17 protein-coding genes are annotated in these 15,226 nt (G+C 71.1%); 14 read left to right on the top strand and 3 right to left on the bottom strand.

The genetic code is table 11. The features are described from left to right. The 6 genes from lepB to dprA all read left to right on the top strand — a co-directional run bounded on the left by lepB (position 1) and on the right by dprA (position 5,016). Positions 1 to 759 (top strand): signal peptidase I, encoded by a 759-nt coding sequence (lepB, locus tag LZP97_RS05475; protein WP_017680550.1) that lies wholly within the window; start codon positions 1 to 3, stop codon positions 757 to 759. Then, complete coding sequence (locus LZP97_RS05480) at positions 756 to 1,454, top strand: ribonuclease HII (RefSeq protein ID WP_048772748.1); 699 nt, start codon at positions 756 to 758, stop codon at positions 1,452 to 1,454. Before lepB ends, LZP97_RS05480 begins: the two co-directional genes overlap by 4 nt. A 37-nt stretch (positions 1,455 to 1,491) precedes the next feature. Then, a complete protein-coding gene (locus LZP97_RS05485) occupies positions 1,492 to 1,806 on the top strand; it encodes a DUF2469 domain-containing protein (RefSeq protein ID WP_003939014.1) in 315 nt (104 codons plus the stop codon). Positions 1,807 to 2,027: 221 nt separating this feature from the next. Continuing rightward, positions 2,028 to 2,384 (top strand): YraN family protein, encoded by a 357-nt coding sequence (locus LZP97_RS05490; RefSeq protein WP_026137711.1) that lies wholly within the window; start codon positions 2,028 to 2,030, stop codon positions 2,382 to 2,384. Next, positions 2,384 to 3,892, top strand: coding sequence for a YifB family Mg chelatase-like AAA ATPase (locus tag LZP97_RS05495; protein WP_010592748.1), 1,509 nt, complete (start codon positions 2,384 to 2,386; stop codon positions 3,890 to 3,892). The genes LZP97_RS05490 and LZP97_RS05495 overlap by 1 nt, the downstream gene beginning before the upstream one ends. Next, positions 3,889 to 5,016, top strand: coding sequence for a DNA-processing protein DprA (dprA, locus tag LZP97_RS05500; RefSeq protein ID WP_010592747.1), 1,128 nt, complete (start codon positions 3,889 to 3,891; stop codon positions 5,014 to 5,016). Before LZP97_RS05495 ends, dprA begins: the two co-directional genes overlap by 4 nt. 3 nt (positions 5,017 to 5,019) lie before the next feature. Here dprA and LZP97_RS05505 read toward each other — a convergent pair whose 3' ends face one another. Next, complete coding sequence (locus LZP97_RS05505; RefSeq protein WP_225222748.1) at positions 5,020 to 5,256, bottom strand: hypothetical protein; 237 nt, start codon at positions 5,254 to 5,256, stop codon at positions 5,020 to 5,022. Between the two features lie 135 nt (positions 5,257 to 5,391). Between LZP97_RS05505 and LZP97_RS05510 the strand changes: the two genes are divergently transcribed. Then, complete coding sequence (locus LZP97_RS05510) at positions 5,392 to 6,186, top strand: siderophore-interacting protein (protein ID WP_010592745.1); 795 nt, start codon at positions 5,392 to 5,394, stop codon at positions 6,184 to 6,186. Positions 6,187 to 6,192: 6 nt separating this feature from the next. Here the strand turns inward: LZP97_RS05510 and LZP97_RS05515 are convergent, their stop codons facing one another. Then, positions 6,193 to 7,353 (bottom strand): multidrug effflux MFS transporter, encoded by a 1,161-nt coding sequence (locus tag LZP97_RS05515; RefSeq protein WP_017680555.1) that lies wholly within the window; start codon positions 7,351 to 7,353, stop codon positions 6,193 to 6,195. 97 nt (positions 7,354 to 7,450) lie between these two features. Here LZP97_RS05515 and LZP97_RS05520 point away from each other — a divergent pair, with 97 nt between their 5' ends. Continuing rightward, positions 7,451 to 8,377 carry a tyrosine recombinase XerC gene (locus tag LZP97_RS05520; RefSeq protein ID WP_010592743.1) on the top strand — a complete coding sequence of 309 codons (927 nt, stop codon included), beginning with the start codon at positions 7,451 to 7,453 and terminating at the stop codon, positions 8,375 to 8,377. Between the two features lie 495 nt (positions 8,378 to 8,872). Further along, positions 8,873 to 10,129, top strand: coding sequence for a nucleotide-binding protein (locus LZP97_RS05525; protein ID WP_152693018.1), 1,257 nt, complete (start codon positions 8,873 to 8,875; stop codon positions 10,127 to 10,129). Here the strand turns inward: LZP97_RS05525 and LZP97_RS05530 are convergent. Then, on the bottom strand, positions 10,084 to 10,632 hold the full coding sequence (locus LZP97_RS05530) for a M23 family metallopeptidase (RefSeq protein WP_048772754.1): 549 nt from the start codon (positions 10,630 to 10,632) through the stop codon (positions 10,084 to 10,086). The two genes, LZP97_RS05525 and LZP97_RS05530, sit on opposite strands and share 46 nt — an antisense overlap. A gap of 321 nt (positions 10,633 to 10,953) precedes the next feature. Between LZP97_RS05530 and rpsB the strand changes: the two genes are divergently transcribed. The 5 genes from rpsB (at position 10,954) to LZP97_RS05555 (ending at position 15,212) form a co-directional block, all read left to right on the top strand. Next, the gene (gene rpsB / locus LZP97_RS05535; RefSeq protein WP_003939003.1) at positions 10,954 to 11,787 is read left to right on the top strand and encodes a 30S ribosomal protein S2; all 834 of its coding nucleotides are present in this window, start codon (positions 10,954 to 10,956) and stop codon (positions 11,785 to 11,787) included. Positions 11,788 to 11,946: 159 nt separating this feature from the next. Next, entirely contained in the window at positions 11,947 to 12,771 is an 825-nt protein-coding gene (gene tsf / locus LZP97_RS05540) for a translation elongation factor Ts (RefSeq protein WP_010592739.1), read from the top strand. A gap of 161 nt (positions 12,772 to 12,932) precedes the next feature. Beyond that, on the top strand, positions 12,933 to 13,661 hold the full coding sequence (gene pyrH, locus LZP97_RS05545) for a UMP kinase (protein WP_003939001.1): 729 nt from the start codon (positions 12,933 to 12,935) through the stop codon (positions 13,659 to 13,661). Positions 13,662 to 13,689: 28 nt separating this feature from the next. Next, positions 13,690 to 14,247 carry a ribosome recycling factor gene (gene frr / locus LZP97_RS05550; protein ID WP_006937444.1) on the top strand — a complete coding sequence of 186 codons (558 nt, stop codon included), beginning with the start codon at positions 13,690 to 13,692 and terminating at the stop codon, positions 14,245 to 14,247. Between the two features lie 2 nt (positions 14,248 to 14,249). Further along, positions 14,250 to 15,212, top strand: a complete 963-nt coding sequence (locus tag LZP97_RS05555) for a phosphatidate cytidylyltransferase (RefSeq protein WP_010592738.1) — start codon at positions 14,250 to 14,252, stop codon at positions 15,210 to 15,212. The last annotated feature ends 14 nt before the right edge of the window (positions 15,213 to 15,226 follow it).

The following is a 15,226-nucleotide window of genomic DNA, read 5'->3' on the forward strand; positions in this document are numbered from 1 at the left end:
ATGCAGCAGCACAGCACCGACGACACGCCTGGACGCGATCGGAAACAGGACAAGAAGGAGAAGTCGTTCCTGCGGGAACTGCCCGTCCTGATCCTCGTCGCGCTCGTGCTGAGCTTCCTGCTCCAGACCTTCGTCGCGCGGGTGTACCTCATTCCCTCGGAGTCGATGGAGCCCACCCTGCACGGCTGCCCCGGCTGCACCGGCGACCGGATCGTCGTCGAGAAGATCGGCTACCGCTTCGGCGATCCCCGGCCCGGCGACGTCGTGGTCTTCCGCGGCCCCGACTCCTGGTCCACCGGATACGTCTCCACCCGCTCCGACAACGTCGTGATCCGCGGCGTGCAGGAGGTGGGTTCCCTCGTCGGCCTCGTCCCACCCGACGAGAACGACCTCGTCAAGCGCGTGATCGCCGTCGGCGGGCAGACCGTCGAATGCTGCGACGACCAGGGCCGCGTCCTCGTCGACGGCCGCCCCCTCGACGAGCCGTACATCGAGATGGACTTCCCGTTCACCCCCGGCGTGGTCACCTGCGAGACCGAGGTGCGCTCGGGCCGCTGCTTCGGTCCGGTCTCCGTGCCGGACGGCCACATCTGGGTCATGGGGGACAACCGCTCCAACTCCGCGGACTCGCGCTACCACGTCGCCGACGAGAACCAGGGCACCATCCCGGTCGACAACGTCATCGGCAAGGCCCGGTTCATCGTCCTGCCGCCCTCGCGGTGGGGCACCATCGATTCCCCGGAGATCCAGCAACCGTGACCCCGTGGCCGCCGCGCGCTGTGATCCGCAGGTCCGCGGGCCTGCGCACCATGGAGTCGACGCTCGTGCGGTGCGGGCTCGGGCCGGTCGCGGGGGTCGACGAGGCAGGCCGCGGCGCCTGCGCCGGGCCGCTCGTCGTCGCCGCGTGCATCCTCGATCCCCGACCACATCCGACGCTCGCGCGTCTCGACGACTCCAAGAAGCTCACCGAGAAGGCCCGGGAGGAGCTGTTCCCGATCATCCGACGCCGCGCGGTGGCGTGGAGCGTGGTGATCGTGCCGGCCGCCGAGATCGACGCCATCGGTGTGCACGTGGCCAACATCGAGGGCATGCGCCGTGCGGTGATGCGGCTGTCCGTCGCGCCCGGGTACGTTCTCACCGACGGGTTCCGGGTCCCGGGCCTGCCGGCGCCGTCGCTGCCGGTCCTCGGCGGGGACGCCGCGGCGGCCTGCATCGCGGCGGCGAGCGTGCTCGCCAAGGTCACCCGGGACCGGATCATGGTCGACCTGGACGGCGAGCTGCCCGGCTACGGCTTCGCCGTCCACAAGGGTTACAGCACCGCCGCGCACATGGCGGCGCTGCGCGATCTCGGCCCCAGCCGGGAGCATCGCCTGCGATACGCCAACGTCGCCGCCCTCCTCGGCGACGACTCCGGCCACGGCCGATTCGGCTCCGACGAGGCGGATGCGGGATGATGGATCGACACACCAGAACGGGAGGACACCGAGACCGATGAGTGCCGAGGATCTCGAGAAGTACGAAACCGAGATGGAGCTCTCGCTGTACCGGGAGTACCGGGACATCGTCGGTCAGTTCGCGTACGTCGTGGAGACCGAGCGACGGTTCTATCTCGCCAACGCGGTCGAGCTGCTCCCGCACAATTCCGGCGGCGAGGTGTACTTCGAAGTGCGCATGTCCGACGCGTGGGTGTGGGACATGTACCGTCCGGCCCGCTTCGTCAAGCACGTCCGGGTCATCACCTTCAAGGACGTCAACATCGAAGAGCTCGACAAGCCGGACCTGCGCCTGCCCGACAAGCTGGGATAGCCGGCTCACCCCATCCGCGCCTTCGTGGCCGAATGTCACATTCAGTCGATTCGATCGAAGCGGTGTGACATTCGGCCACGGGCCGTTCACCGGCCTCGCCCCGTCGGCAGGAGTTGTCCACACCCGGCGAGTTCATCCACAGATTCCGTGATCCGGACCGGCGGGGGCCGCGGGCGTCCCTCCTGTGCCGCACAGTGGTTGCCACACAGGGAGGGACGGGGATGGGACGTAATCAGCAGGTGGGGGCGCTGGGGGAGGACCTGGCCGCCGAGTTTCTCGAGTCGGCGGGCTTGGTGGTGCTCGCGCGCAACTGGCGTAGCCGGTACGGCGAACTCGATCTGATCGCCGAGGACGGCGACACCGTGGTGTTCGTGGAGGTCAAGACCCGCACCGGCCTCGGGTACGGCACGCCGGCCGAGGCGGTGACCGCGGCGAAGGCGGACCGCATCCGGCGGCTGGCCGCGCTGTGGCTTTCCAGCCACGAGCGACGATGGCGGCGCATCCGGGTCGATGTGGTCACGGTGCTGCTCCCGTCCCGGGGCGCACCCGTGATCACCCATCGCCGGCAGGTGCTCTGATGGCGCTGGGGAAGGCCTACTCGGTGGCGGTCACGGGGGTGGACGGACAGGTCGTGGAGATCGAGGCCGACATCGGCCGCGGACTGCCGGGAGTGAAGATGGTCGGTCTGCCCGACACTGCGCTCCAGGAGTCCCGGGACCGAGTCCGGGCGGCGGTGACGAATTCCGGTGGCGAATGGCCGGATTCGCGGGTGGTGCTGGCCCTGTCGCCGGCGACGCTGCCGAAGGTGGGCAGCGTCTACGACCTCGCCCTCGCGTGCGCCGTGCTCAACGCCGCCAAGTCGATTCCACCGGAGTCGGTTGCGCGGACGATTCTGCTCGGGGAGCTGGCGCTCGACGGCCGGGTCCGGTCGGTGCGGGGAGTCCTTCCGGCGGTGCTCTCCGCCAAGCGTGCCGGGTGGGAGCGGGTGGTGGTGCCGGCCGCGACGATGCCCGAGGCCGGGTTGGTCGACGGCATCGACATCTACGGGGCGGGCACTCTCACCGAGGTGGTGCTGTGGCTGCGCGGCGACGGACCGCTCGAGCGACCCGGTCCCCGTCCACCGGGGGAGCGGCCGGGACGTGCGGACATGAGCGAGGTGGTCGGTCAGCACGAGGCACGACGGGCCATCGAGATCGCGGCCGCCGGTGCGCATCATCTGATGCTCACCGGCCCGCCCGGCATCGGGAAGACGATGCTCGCCCAGCGGCTTCCCGGGGTGTTGCCGGCGTTGACGGAGGAACAGGCGCTCGAGGTGACCGCGATCCACTCCGTCGCCGGAACGCTGTCGGCGGATCAGCCGCTCGTCACCGACCCGCCGTTCATCGCTCCCCACCACACCGCGTCGGTCAGCTCGCTCGTCGGCGGGGGCAGCGGCACGGCCAAGCCTGGTGCGGTCAGCCGTGCCCACCGGGGCGTCCTCTTCCTGGACGAGGTCGCCGAGATGGGCACCAAGGCGCTCGAGGCGTTGAGGACCCCGCTCGAGGACGGTGAGGTGCGCATCGCCCGCCGCGACGGCGTCGCGCGCTATCCGGCGCGCTTCCAGCTGATTCTCGCCGCCAATCCGTGCCCGTGTGCGCCGCCTCGCGACGCCGACTGCGTGTGCCCGCCCGCCGCGCGCCGCCGCTACCTGGGAAGGTTGTCGGGCCCGCTGCTCGACCGGGTGGACCTGCGGGTTCGGATGGAGACGGTAGCGACCGGCGCGCTCATGGGGGAGGCGGGGGAGAGCACCGAGGATGTTCGCGCCCGGGTGGCCCGGGCCCGGGCCGCCGCGGCAGCCCGCTGGAACGCGCACGGATGGAGCACCAACGCCGAGGTCCCGGGTCCCGCGCTGCGGCAGAAGTTCCGCCTGCCGCGCGCGGCGCTGGGGCCCGTGGAGTGGGCGCTGCGGAAAGGGGCGATCACCGCGCGCGGCGCGGATCGTGCGTTGCGAGTCGCGTGGACGCTGGCAGATCTCGCGGGGCTCGACGCCCCGGGAGAAGTGCAGGTGGCGACGGCTCTGGATTTCCGGGATCGGGGGACGGTGTGAGCGCGACGGATCCGCGCCGGCTGGCGTGGGCCTACCTGTCGGTCGTGGCGCAGGGGGCGTCGCGCATGCTGAACGCCGCGATCGCGGAGGCCGGCCCGGAGGTGGTCGCGGCAGCGGTGCGCGACGGTTCGATCGGCGGTCCCCTCCGCAGGCGTACCGCCGCCCGTGCCCATCTCGACTCCGCGGCGAGGGACCTCGAGCTGGTGGAGCGGCTGGGCGGCCGTCTGGTCACACCCGACGACGACGAGTGGCCGGCGTGGCAGTTGCTCGCGTTCGACGGTCTCGACGGCGCGGACGCCGATGCCGCGCCGCCGGCGTTGTGGGCGCTGGGGCGACGGCGGATCGACGAGCTGGTGGAGCGGTCCGTTGCCGTCGTCGGCACGCGTGCGGCCAGTGGCTACGGCGAGAACGTGACCGCGGAGATCGCCGGGGACCTGGCGACCGACGGGTGGGCGGTGCTGTCGGGGGCGGCCTTCGGGATCGACGCGGCGGCGCACCGGGCGGCGCTGGGGGTCGGTGGCGCGACGATGGCGGTGCTCGCGTGCGGAGTGGACCGCGCCTATCCGGCAGCGCACACCGGGTTGTTGCGGCAGATCGCCGAGCAGGGGGCGGTGGTCAGCGAGTATCCGCCCGGCACGCTGCCGGCGCGGTTCCGGTTCCTGGCCCGCAACCGACTGGTCGCGGCGCTGGGCGGGGGCGTGCTGGTGGTGGAGGCGGGCTGGCGCAGCGGGGCGCGGAACACGGCGGCGTGGGGGAGACGGCTGGGACGGCCGGTACTGGCGGTTCCGGGGCCCGTGACGTCGGCGGCGTCGCAGGGCTGTCATCGGATGATCCGGGAACAGGAGGCGCGACTGGTGGGCACCGCACGCGAGGTGGTCGAGGAGGTCGGCCCGATGGGTGTGGCCGACGACGGTGACGGGCGGTGGGCGCGAGCGCTCGACGGGCTCTCGGGCGACATGGCGGCCGTGTACGAAGCTCTGCCCGCGGTGGGTGCGGTGTCGGTGCAGCAACTGTCGGTGGCGTCGGGGCTGCTCCCGGAGCGGGTGCGGGCCGCGCTTCCGCTGCTCGAACTCGAGGGACACGTGCAGCGGGAGGCAGCCGGGTGGGCGCGCGGCGGCGGGTGAGCGTCAGGACTGCTCGTGCCCGCGTAGCTCCTCGGCTTTGGCCAGGATGGGCTTGTAGTACTTGTCGCCGAGCACCCGGGTCACCTGGGCCGCGAGCTCGGTCTCCCCGGTCTGGAGTAGGACGTACTCGAGCTCGGCCAGCTGTGCGCCGATCGCCTCGCGCCGGCGGTCCGTCTCCTCGAGGGCGCCGACGAGGCTGGTCAGGTACTGCGACGTGACGGTGTTCATCGTTTCTCGCATACCGCAACGATGGCGGAATTCCGGGGCGATGTCGGCGGATCGGCCGATCCCGGTGGTGTCGCGTCGATGCGGGGGGCGGTGGCCGGCGACGAGCGGCACGCGTACGCTGCAGTGGTTAGGTAAGGCTGAGCAAATATGGAGGTGGGCGTGGCCCCGAAGTCCCCGCGATCGACGACCCTGACGGTGACGGGCAGCGAACGCCTGACCCCGCACCTGGTGCGGGTGTACCTCGGCGGTCCCGGGTTCGACGAGTTCGAACCCGGCCCGCACACGGATTCGTACGTCAAACTCGAGCTGGAGGCCGACGGCGAGACGGTCCTGCGTACGTACACGGTGCGGGCTGTGGACCGGGAGGCCGGGCAGATCGCGATCGATTTCGTCGTCCACGGCGATCAGGGTGTCGCCGGCCCCTGGGCGGCGTCCGTACGGCCGGGGCAGACCGTCGTGGTCCGTGGCCCGGGAGGCGCCTACCGTCCGGATCCGGACGCCGACTGGCACCTGCTCGCCGGGGACGACACCGCGATTCCGGCCGTCGCCGCGGCGCTCGAAGCCCTGGCTCCGGATGCGCGGGGCCGGGTGTTCCTCGAGGTGGCCGGCCCCGACGACGAAATCGCCCTCGCGGCGCCCGCCGGAGTCGAGGTCACCTGGCTGCACCGCGGCTCCGCTGCCGGAAATGCCGGGCCGGACCTGTCCGGCGCGAGCGCGCCCCTGGTCTCGGCCGTGACCGGCGCGGAGTGGCTGCCGGGAGACCCGCACGTGTTCATCCACGGGGAAGCGGAGACCGTCATGCAGTACCTGCGGCCGTACGTCCGCAAGACCCGCGGGGTTCCGGCGGCACGCGCGTCGATCTCCGGGTATTGGCGGCGCGGCCGCAGCGAGGAGGGCTTCCGGGAGTGGAAGCGCGAACTCGCCACGGCCGAAGCGCGGTGAGCGGGCTCAGGGGCGTTCGCGGGTGAGGGTGAGCAGTGCGGTCATCGACAGCGCGGCCGAGATCGCGATCGCCAGCGCCATCGGCAGCGCGGTGTCCTCCCCGCCGAGCCCGACCAGCGGCGACACCAGGGCGGCCAGGCCGAACTGCGAGGCGCCCATGACCGCGGAACCGGTGCCCGCCGTCTTCGGCACCTGCCCCTGCGCCAGCGCCGTCGCGTTGCCCATGACGAAGCCGAGGCTGGAGACGACGAGGAACAGCAGGGGCAGCACCAGCCAGCGGGCCGTGTCCGCGACCAGGACCGCGAGCACCAGCAGGATTCCGGCGGCCAGCATCTGGGCTACGCCGTACCGCAACAGGTTCCGCACCTCGAAGCGGCCGATGAGCCGGGTGTTGACGATGTTGCCTGCGACGAGGCCCACCGAGTTGACGGCGAAGATCAGGGAGAACTGTCCCGGCGTCATTCCCAGGACCTCCTGGACCACGAACGGTGACGCGGAGATGTACGAGAACATGGCGCCGAAGCCGAGCGCGAACGTCGCGGCGTAACCCACGAACTGCCGATTGCCGATCACCGTGCCGAAGTTGCGGGCGAGCGTCGCCAGGCCCCCGCTGTGGCGGCGTTCGGGCGGCAGTGTCTCCGGAACGACCGTGAGCACCGCGACGACCATCACCACCGCGAGGCCCGTCAGAACCCAGAAGATGCCGCGCCAACCGATCGGCCCGAGGAGGACGCCGCCGAGCAGGGGTGCGACGATCGGTGCCACTCCGCCGATGATCATCATGATGCTGAACAGGCGGGCGGCCTCGTTGCCGCGGGAGCGATCCGCGATCACTGCGCGCGCCAGCACGATTCCCGTGCCGCCGCTGAAGCCCTGGATCAGGCGCGCCGCGATGAGCACCTCCACTGTCGGCGCCGTCGCGCACAGGGCGCTGCTCAGAGCCAGGACGACGGTGCCCGCCAGTAGCAGGCGACGCCTGCCCCACCCGTCGGAGAGCGGTCCCACGACGAGCTGCCCGACGCCGAGGCCGGCCATGAAGGTGGTGAGCGTGAGCTGGATGCCTACCGTGCTGGTGCCGAGACTCTCCGACATGATCGGCAGTCCGGGCAGATACATGTCGGTGGCCAGCGGCGCGGTAGCGGAGAGCAGTGCCAGACCGAACAGCATCGGCAACGGAATCGTTTTACTCACGAACTAACCTTAGTGTGGGCCCGATCGGCGTGTTCGGTTGCGTGGGCGGTACCCACGGCGCACGGTGACGGCCATGGACACCGCGCTGCCGCCGCCTCTCGCCGTGCACCTCGAGGAGTTCGTCGAGCACCTCGACTTGCAGGGCGGCCGGTCTGCCCACACGATCCGCGCGTACACGACCGACATCCGCACCCTCCTCGCCCACCTCGAGACCGGCCACCCGGATGCGCGGATCGACGACCTCACCCTCGAGGTGCTTCGCTCCTGGCTGGCCGACCAGGTCGCGGGTGGCGCTGCCCGTACGACCCTGGCGCGGCGCACCTCCTCCGCCCGGACCTTCTGCGCGTGGTTGGCCCGTACCGGCCGGCTCGACCACGATCCCGCGGCTCGGCTGGTGTCGGCCCGCACCCATCGCACCCTTCCGCCGGTGTTGCGGGCCGACCAGGCATGCGAGGTCATGGCGGCTGCGGAAGCCGGTGCGCGAGAGCTGGACCCGGTGGCGCTGCGCGACCGGCTCGTGCTGGAGCTGCTGTACGCGACGGGGATCCGGGTCGGGGAGCTGTGCGGGCTCGACGTCGACGACGTCGATGCCGATCGTCGGGCGCTGCGCGTGCTCGGCAAGGGAAACAGGGAGCGGACCGTGCCGTACGGTGCGCCCGCCGCCACTGCGCTCGACGCGTGGCTGCACAGCGGACGGCCCGCCCTCGCGCGCCCGGACTCCGGGCCCGCACTTCTGCTCGGTGCACGCGGCGGGCGGCTGGGCCCGCGCCAGGTCCGTTCCGTGGTGCACGAGAACGTGGCCGCGGTCCCCGGCGCGCCCGACCTCGCGCCGCACGGGCTGCGGCACAGCGCCGCCACCCATCTGCTCGAGGGCGGGGCCGACCTGCGGGTGGTGCAGGAGTTGCTCGGACATGCGAGCCTCGCGACGACCCAGCTCTACACCCATGTGTCGGTAGCGCGGCTGAGGGCGGCGCACGAACAGGCGCATCCGCGGGCGTGACCCGGGCGACGACGAACCCGAGGTTTGGTACGGTCGCCGCCGCACCTGCTGCGCAATCCGGGGGGAATTGTGGGACACGAGGAGTCGACGCACGCTCTGCCTGCCTGGCTTCGGGACGAACCGGCGCCGGTCGGCCGCCGCGGAAGGCGACGGGGTGGCGACCGTGCGGTCGTGCTGCCTGCGCATCCGGAGCTGCCTGCGCAGCCGGAGCCGCCTGCGCAGCCTGTACATCCGCCGTCCCGGCCCGCGCCCGTCGAGGTGGACCGGTCGACGGGTCTGCCGGATCCGGTGCCGTCGGTCCCGTTCGGCATGCCTCCTCGAGAACGTCCCGCATCTGTGCCCGAAGCGCGGATCGTCGATGCAGCGGTTCCCGAACCGTCCCGTGTCGAACCCGTCACCCCCGAACCCGTCACCCCCGAACCTGGGGACCCCGAACCTGGGGAGCCCGAACCTGCGGACCCTGAACCCGCCCTCGAAGCCGCAACAACAGAACCGGTGGTGCCGGAACCGGTTGTCACCGGACAACCCGCCGACGCCGCGGTGGCCGGGCCCGCGACTGCGACCGGTCCGGAGGAGGCGGCGGGGCAGAACGGTCCGGGGGAACATCACCGCACCGAGCCCGCACCGCGTCCACCCACGCCCGGCGCGGACGCCGCCGGGTCACCCCTGCGAGCGGCGGACGATCCCGAACGCCCGACGTCGTCGACCCCTCCCGGGCATTCCACCCCAGGACACCGCCGGGAAACCGGCACGGTGGAGTCCGGCGCGCCGGAGCCCCGGCCGTCCGATCAGGACCTGACCTCCGGCGCCCTGGTCCGGCGGTCCCGGCGCTCTCCGGCAGCCGGTTGGCGGCGCAGCGTGCACCGGCTCACCGGCGGGATCCTCGCGCCCGGCGAATCGACCGACGAGGCGTACCGGCGTGAGCTCCGGGACCGGGTCCGGCAGCCGATCAGCGGCGACTACCGGATCGCGGTGCTCTCCCTCAAGGGCGGTGTCGGGAAGACGACGACCACCGTCGGTCTGGGCTCCACGTTCGCCTCGTTGCGGGGGGACTGCGTGATCGCGGTCGACGCGAATCCGGACTTCGGGACGCTCGCGCAGCGAGTGCCCCAGCAGACCGAGTCCACGGTGCGCGACCTGCTCGCCGCGGCCCCGCGGATCTCCCGCTACGCCGACGTCCGCGCGCACACGTCGCAGGCGCCGAGCCGTCTCGAGGTGCTTGCGAGCGAACGCGACCCGGCCGTGTCCGAGGCGTTCAGCGAGGAGGACTACCGCCGCGTCGTGGACATCCTGCGGGTGTACTACAACGTCGTCCTCACCGACTGCGGCACGGGCATCATGCATTCGGCGATGCGGGGGGTGCTCGATCTCGCCCACGCGCTCGTGCTCGTCGCATCCCCGGCGATCGACGGGGCCCGGAGCGCTGCCGCGACGCTCGACTGGTTGCAGCACCACGGTTTCGGGGCGCTCGTCGAGCGCACCGTCGTGGTGATCAGCGCTGCCCGGCCCGGGGCCACCAACATCGACATGCAGGCACTGACGGGCCACTTCCTCGCGCGGTGCCGGGCCGTGCAGGTGGTGCCGTTCGACGAGCACCTCGCCGAGGGGGCCGAGATCGACCTCGCTCTGCTCCGGCCCGCCACTCGTCGCGCCTTCCTCGAACTCGCCGCCATGGTCGCCGACGACTTCGCCGCGGTGTCGGGACGTCACGCCGCGGGCCGCGGCCCGGAGCCGAGCCGCGGGCGCGCCTGAGCGGTCCCGCCGCCGCGCCCGGACACGGGCTCGAGACGGATCACCGACCGCACGAGCGGCAACGGGTCGAGGTAGTCGTCGCGGCCTCGGCGCATTCCCCAGTGCAGGCAGGCCACCGCGGAGCAACCCTCGTGGCCCGGCTCGAGGGTGCCGAGCGGGTCCCCCCGTTCCACGCGCCGGCCGGCGGTGACCGTCGCGGTCACCGGCTCGTAGGTGGTGCGCAGCCCGCCGGCGTGCTCCACCGAGACCACGGGTTTGCCGGCGACGGTCCCCGCGAACACCACTACACCGGCACCGGCGGCGAGCACCGGCTGCCCGGGCCGGCCGGCGAGGTCGGCGCCCCGGTGCCCGGGAAGCCAGTCGTGCTCGGGACCGTCGAAGGGGCGGGCCACCGCCGGCCGTGGCTGCAGCGGCCAGCCGAACTCGCGGGGGGACGCCGCGGCGGGAATCGACCCCGCCAGTGCGGCGAGCGCGGTCAGGACGGCGATCCCGGTGATCTTCATCCGCCCAGCGTGCCGGGCGGTGCCTGCGACGGACAGAGTCTGCCCGGCATTGTGGACAACCCTCCGATTCGTCCACAGATCGTCCGAACCGGCCCGCTGATCAGGCAGTTGTGGTTCCCGCAGGGCAAGGCCGTACACTGTTCGAGCGGTCTGTGTTCGCAGATCGACTTCGCGCGTCCGCGCGCTGATCGCCGCCCGGTGCTCCGGGCGCCATCGGAAATTGGCCGTCGGCCGGTCCCGCAAGGGTCCGACGGGCATGCGGACGCCAGGGCGGGGATCACCCGATCTCCCGCGGCAACCGAACCGAAAGAGAGAACAGCCATGGCTGTCGTAACAATGAAGCAGCTGCTCGACAGCGGCGCCCACTTCGGTCACCAGACCCGTCGCTGGAACCCGAAGATGAAGCGGTTCATCTTCACCGACCGCAACGGCATCTACATCATCGACCTGCAGCAGACCCTGACGTACATCGACAAGGCGTACGAGTTCATCAAGGAGACGGTCGCCCACGGTGGCACCGTGCTGTTCGTCGGCACCAAGAAGCAGGCGCAGGAGTCCATCGCGGAAGAGGCCACCCGGGTCGGGATGCCCTACGTGAACCAGCGCTGGCTCGGCGGCATGCTCACCAACTTCTCCACCGTCCACAAGCGCCTGCAGCGCCTGAAGGAGCTGGAGTCGATGGAGCAGACCGGTGGGTTCGAGGGTCGCACCAAGAAGGAAATCCTCATGCTCACGCGTGAGAAGACCAAGCTCGAGCGCACCCTCGGTGGCATCCGCGACATGGCCAAGGTGCCGTCGGCGATCTGGGTCGTCGACACCAACAAGGAGCACATCGCCGTCGGCGAGGCCCGCAAGCTGAACATCCCGGTCGTCGCGATCCTCGACACCAACTGCGATCCCGACGTCGTCGACTACCCGATCCCGGGCAACGACGATGCGATCCGTTCGGCTGCGCTGCTGACCAAGGTCGTCGCCTCCGCCGTCGCCGAGGGCGTGCAGGCCCGCGCCGGCCAGAGCGCCGACAAGGACGCCAAGCCGGAGGCCGGCGCCGGCGAGCCGCTCGCCGAGTGGGAGCAGGAGCTGCTCGCGCAGGCCACCCCGGCCGCCGAAGCCGAGGCCCCCGCCGCCGACGCGGCGCCCTCCGCCGAAGCCTGATCCGATGCGCGGCCCCGACCGGTAGATCCTGAGATCATGGTCGGGGCCGTCGCACGCGACCGCGCCGCATCAGTGCACCCGCACGCGACCGAGCCGCATCAGAGGAAACTTCCGCGCGAGCACCCATCGCGCACAACAGACACAGGAGGCTCGCTTCCCATGGCGAACTACACCGCCGCCGACGTCAAGCGTCTGCGTGAGCTCACCGGCTCCGGAATGCTGGCGTGCAAGAACGCCCTCGCCGACAACGACGGCGACTTCGACAAGGCCGTCGAGCAGCTGCGCATCAAGGGCGCCAAGGACGTGGGCAAGCGCGCCGAGCGCTCCACCGCCGAGGGCCTGGTCGCCGCGAAGAACGGCGTGCTCATCGAGCTCAACTCCGAGACCGACTTCGTCGCCAAGAACGACGAGTTCCAGGCTCTCGCCGAGAAGATCGTCACCGCTGCGGCCGAGGCCAAGCCGGCCGACCTCGAGGCCCTCAAGGCCGTCGAGGTCGACGGCAAGACCGTCGACACCCTCGTGCAGGAGCTCTCCGCCAAGATCGGCGAGAAGCTCGAGCTGCGCCGTCTCGCCGTCTTCGACGGCCCCGTCGCGGTGTACCTGCACAAGCGTGCGTCCGACCTGCCGCCGGCTGTCGGCGTGCTCGTCGAGTACTCCGGTGAGGGTGACGCCGCCGCAGAGGCCGCCCGTGCCGCCGCGATGCAGGTCGCCGCGCTGAAGGCGAAGTACCTCTCCCGCGACGAGGTTCCGGCCGACACGGTCGAGAACGAGCGCCGCATCGCGGAGGAGACCGCCAAGAACGAGGGCAAGCCGGAGGCCGCCCTGCCGAAGATCGTCGAGGGCCGGCTCAACGGCTTCTTCAAGGACGTCGTGCTGCTCGAGCAGGCCTCGGTGACGGACTCGAAGAAGACCGTCAAGGCGCTGCTCGACGATGCCGGTGCCACCGTGTCGCGCTTCGTGCGTTTCGAGGTCGGCGGCAGCTAGACCTCTCGTTTCCTCGACCCCGTCGGCGCTCGCCGGCGGGGTCGAGGCGCGTCGGCGACCCGATTTCGGGCCGATCGGACACTCGCGCCCCCGTCTCGGTTCCACGGGGTCGGATGAGGCAGGATGAAAGGGCCGACCCACCGCTCGACCCGAGGAGAACCATGTCCGAACACGCCCAGGAACGTCCCGGTTTCCGTCGGGTGCTGCTCAAGCTCGGTGGGGAGATGTTCGGCGGGGGCAAGGTCGGTCTCGACCCGGACGTGGTGACGACCGTCGCCGAGGAGATCGCCGAGGTCGTCCGCTCCGGGGTGGAGGTAGCCGTGGTCATCGGCGGCGGCAACTTCTTCCGGGGCGCCGAACTGCAGCAGCGCGGTCTCGACCGCGCTCGCTCCGACTACATGGGCATGCTCGGCACGGTAATGAATTCCCTTGCGTTGCAGGATTTCCTGGAGAAGCAGGGCGTGGACACCCGTGTCCAGACCGCTATCACGATGGGGCAGGTCGCCGAGCCGTACCTGCCGCTGCGTGCCCGCCGGCATCTCGAGAAGGGCCGCGTGGTGATCTTCGGTGCCGGCATGGGCATGCCGTACTTCTCCACCGACACCACCGCCGCGCAGCGCGCCCTCGAGATCGGCGCGGAGGTGGTCCTTATGGCCAAGGCTGTCGACGGGGTCTACTCGGCCGACCCCCGGATCGACGCCGACGCGACCCTGTTCACCGAGATCACCCACCGCGAGGTCATCGAGAAGGGCCTCAAGGTCGCGGATGCGACCGCCTTCAGTCTCTGCATGGACAACGACATGCCGATCATGGTCTTCAACCTGCTCACCGAGGGGAATATCGCTCGGGCTGTCGCCGGTGAGAAGATCGGAACACTCGTACGGTCATGAACGGACAACGGAACATGGAGGAACAGCCGTGATCGATGAAGCTCTCTTCGAAGCCGAGGAGAAGATGGAAAAGGCCGTCACGGTGGCCAAGGACGATCTCGGATCCATCCGCACCGGCCGCGCGAACCCCGGCATGTTCTCCAGGATCGTCGTCGACTACTACGGCGCGCCCACCCCGGTCACGCAGATGGCCAGCATCAACGTCCCCGAGGCGCGCATGGTGGTCGTCAAACCCTACGAGGCCTCGCAGCTCGGCCCGATCGAGACCGCGATTCGCAACTCCGACCTGGGGGTCAATCCGACCAACGACGGGTCCCTGATCCGCATCTCCATCCCGCAGCTGACCGAGGAACGCCGCCGCGAGCTGGTCAAGCAGGCCAAGGCCAAGGGTGAGGACGCCAAGGTGTCCGTGCGCAACGTGCGACGCAAGGCGATGGAGGAGCTGCACCGCATCCAGAAGGACGGCGAGGCCGGCGAGGACGACGTCACCCGCGCGGAGAAGGAGCTCGACAAGACCACGGCGAAGTACGTGGCGCAGATCGACGAGCTGGTCAAGCACAAGGAAGCCGAGCTGCTGGAGGTTTAACCGTGGGTACCGCCGCCGGGTCGTCCGATCCGCAGCTCCCCCTGGGCGTCACCGACGCCGACTCGGCGGCCGACGCCGCGAAGGCGGGCACCGAGGTCCCGCCGGGCCGGCCCGATCCGACCCCTGCCGCGGAGCCGGAGAAGAAGGCGTCCCGCGCCGGCCGGAACCTGCCCGCCGCCGTGGGCGTGGGCGCCGGGCTCGGTGGCCTCGTCATCGGCGTGCTCGCGTTCGCCCCCAAGGCCTGGCTCCTCGTCGTCGCGGTGGCCATCGCGATCGCCACCTGGGAGGTCACCAAGCGCCTGCGTGAGGCGGACGTCCTGGTTCCCCGGGTCCCGCTCCTGGTCGGGGGGCAGGCGATGATCTGGCTCGGCTGGCCCTACGGCACCACCGGCGTGCTCGGCGCCTTCGCCGGCACCACCGTCGTGTCGATGCTGTGGCGGCTGTTCGACCGCGGACTGCGCGGCCGGCCCCGCAACTACCTGCGCGACACCGCGGTCACCGTCTTCACCGCGGCATGGGTACCTTTCCTCGCGTCGTTCGCGACGCTGATGGTCCTCGAGGACGACGGTGCCGCCCGGGTGTTCTGCCTGATGATCGTGTGCGTCGCATCCGACGTCGGCGGATACGCGTCCGGGGTGCTGTTCGGCAAGCACCCGATGGCGCCCGCGATCAGCCCGAAGAAGTCCTGGGAGGGTTTCGGCGGCTCGGTTCTCGCCTGCACCGTCGCCGGTGTGCTCACGGTGACCCTGCTGCTCGACGCCGCCTGGTGGATCGGTGTGCTCCTCGGCGTCGTGCTCGCCGCCACGGCCACGGCGAGCGACCTGATCGAGTCGCAGGTCAAACGGGATCTCGGCATCAAGGACATGGGCACCCTGCTGCCCGGCCACGGCGGGATCATGGATCGGCTGGACTCCATCCTGCCGTCCGCGTTCGTCACCTGGCTCGTCCTCGGGGCCTTCGTCTAGGCCGGTGACGAGAA

Origin of the sequence: Rhodococcus sp. DMF-1, from assembly GCF_021441945.1 — a bacterium.
Taxonomy (GTDB): domain Bacteria; phylum Actinomycetota; class Actinomycetes; order Mycobacteriales; family Mycobacteriaceae; genus Rhodococcus; species Rhodococcus ruber.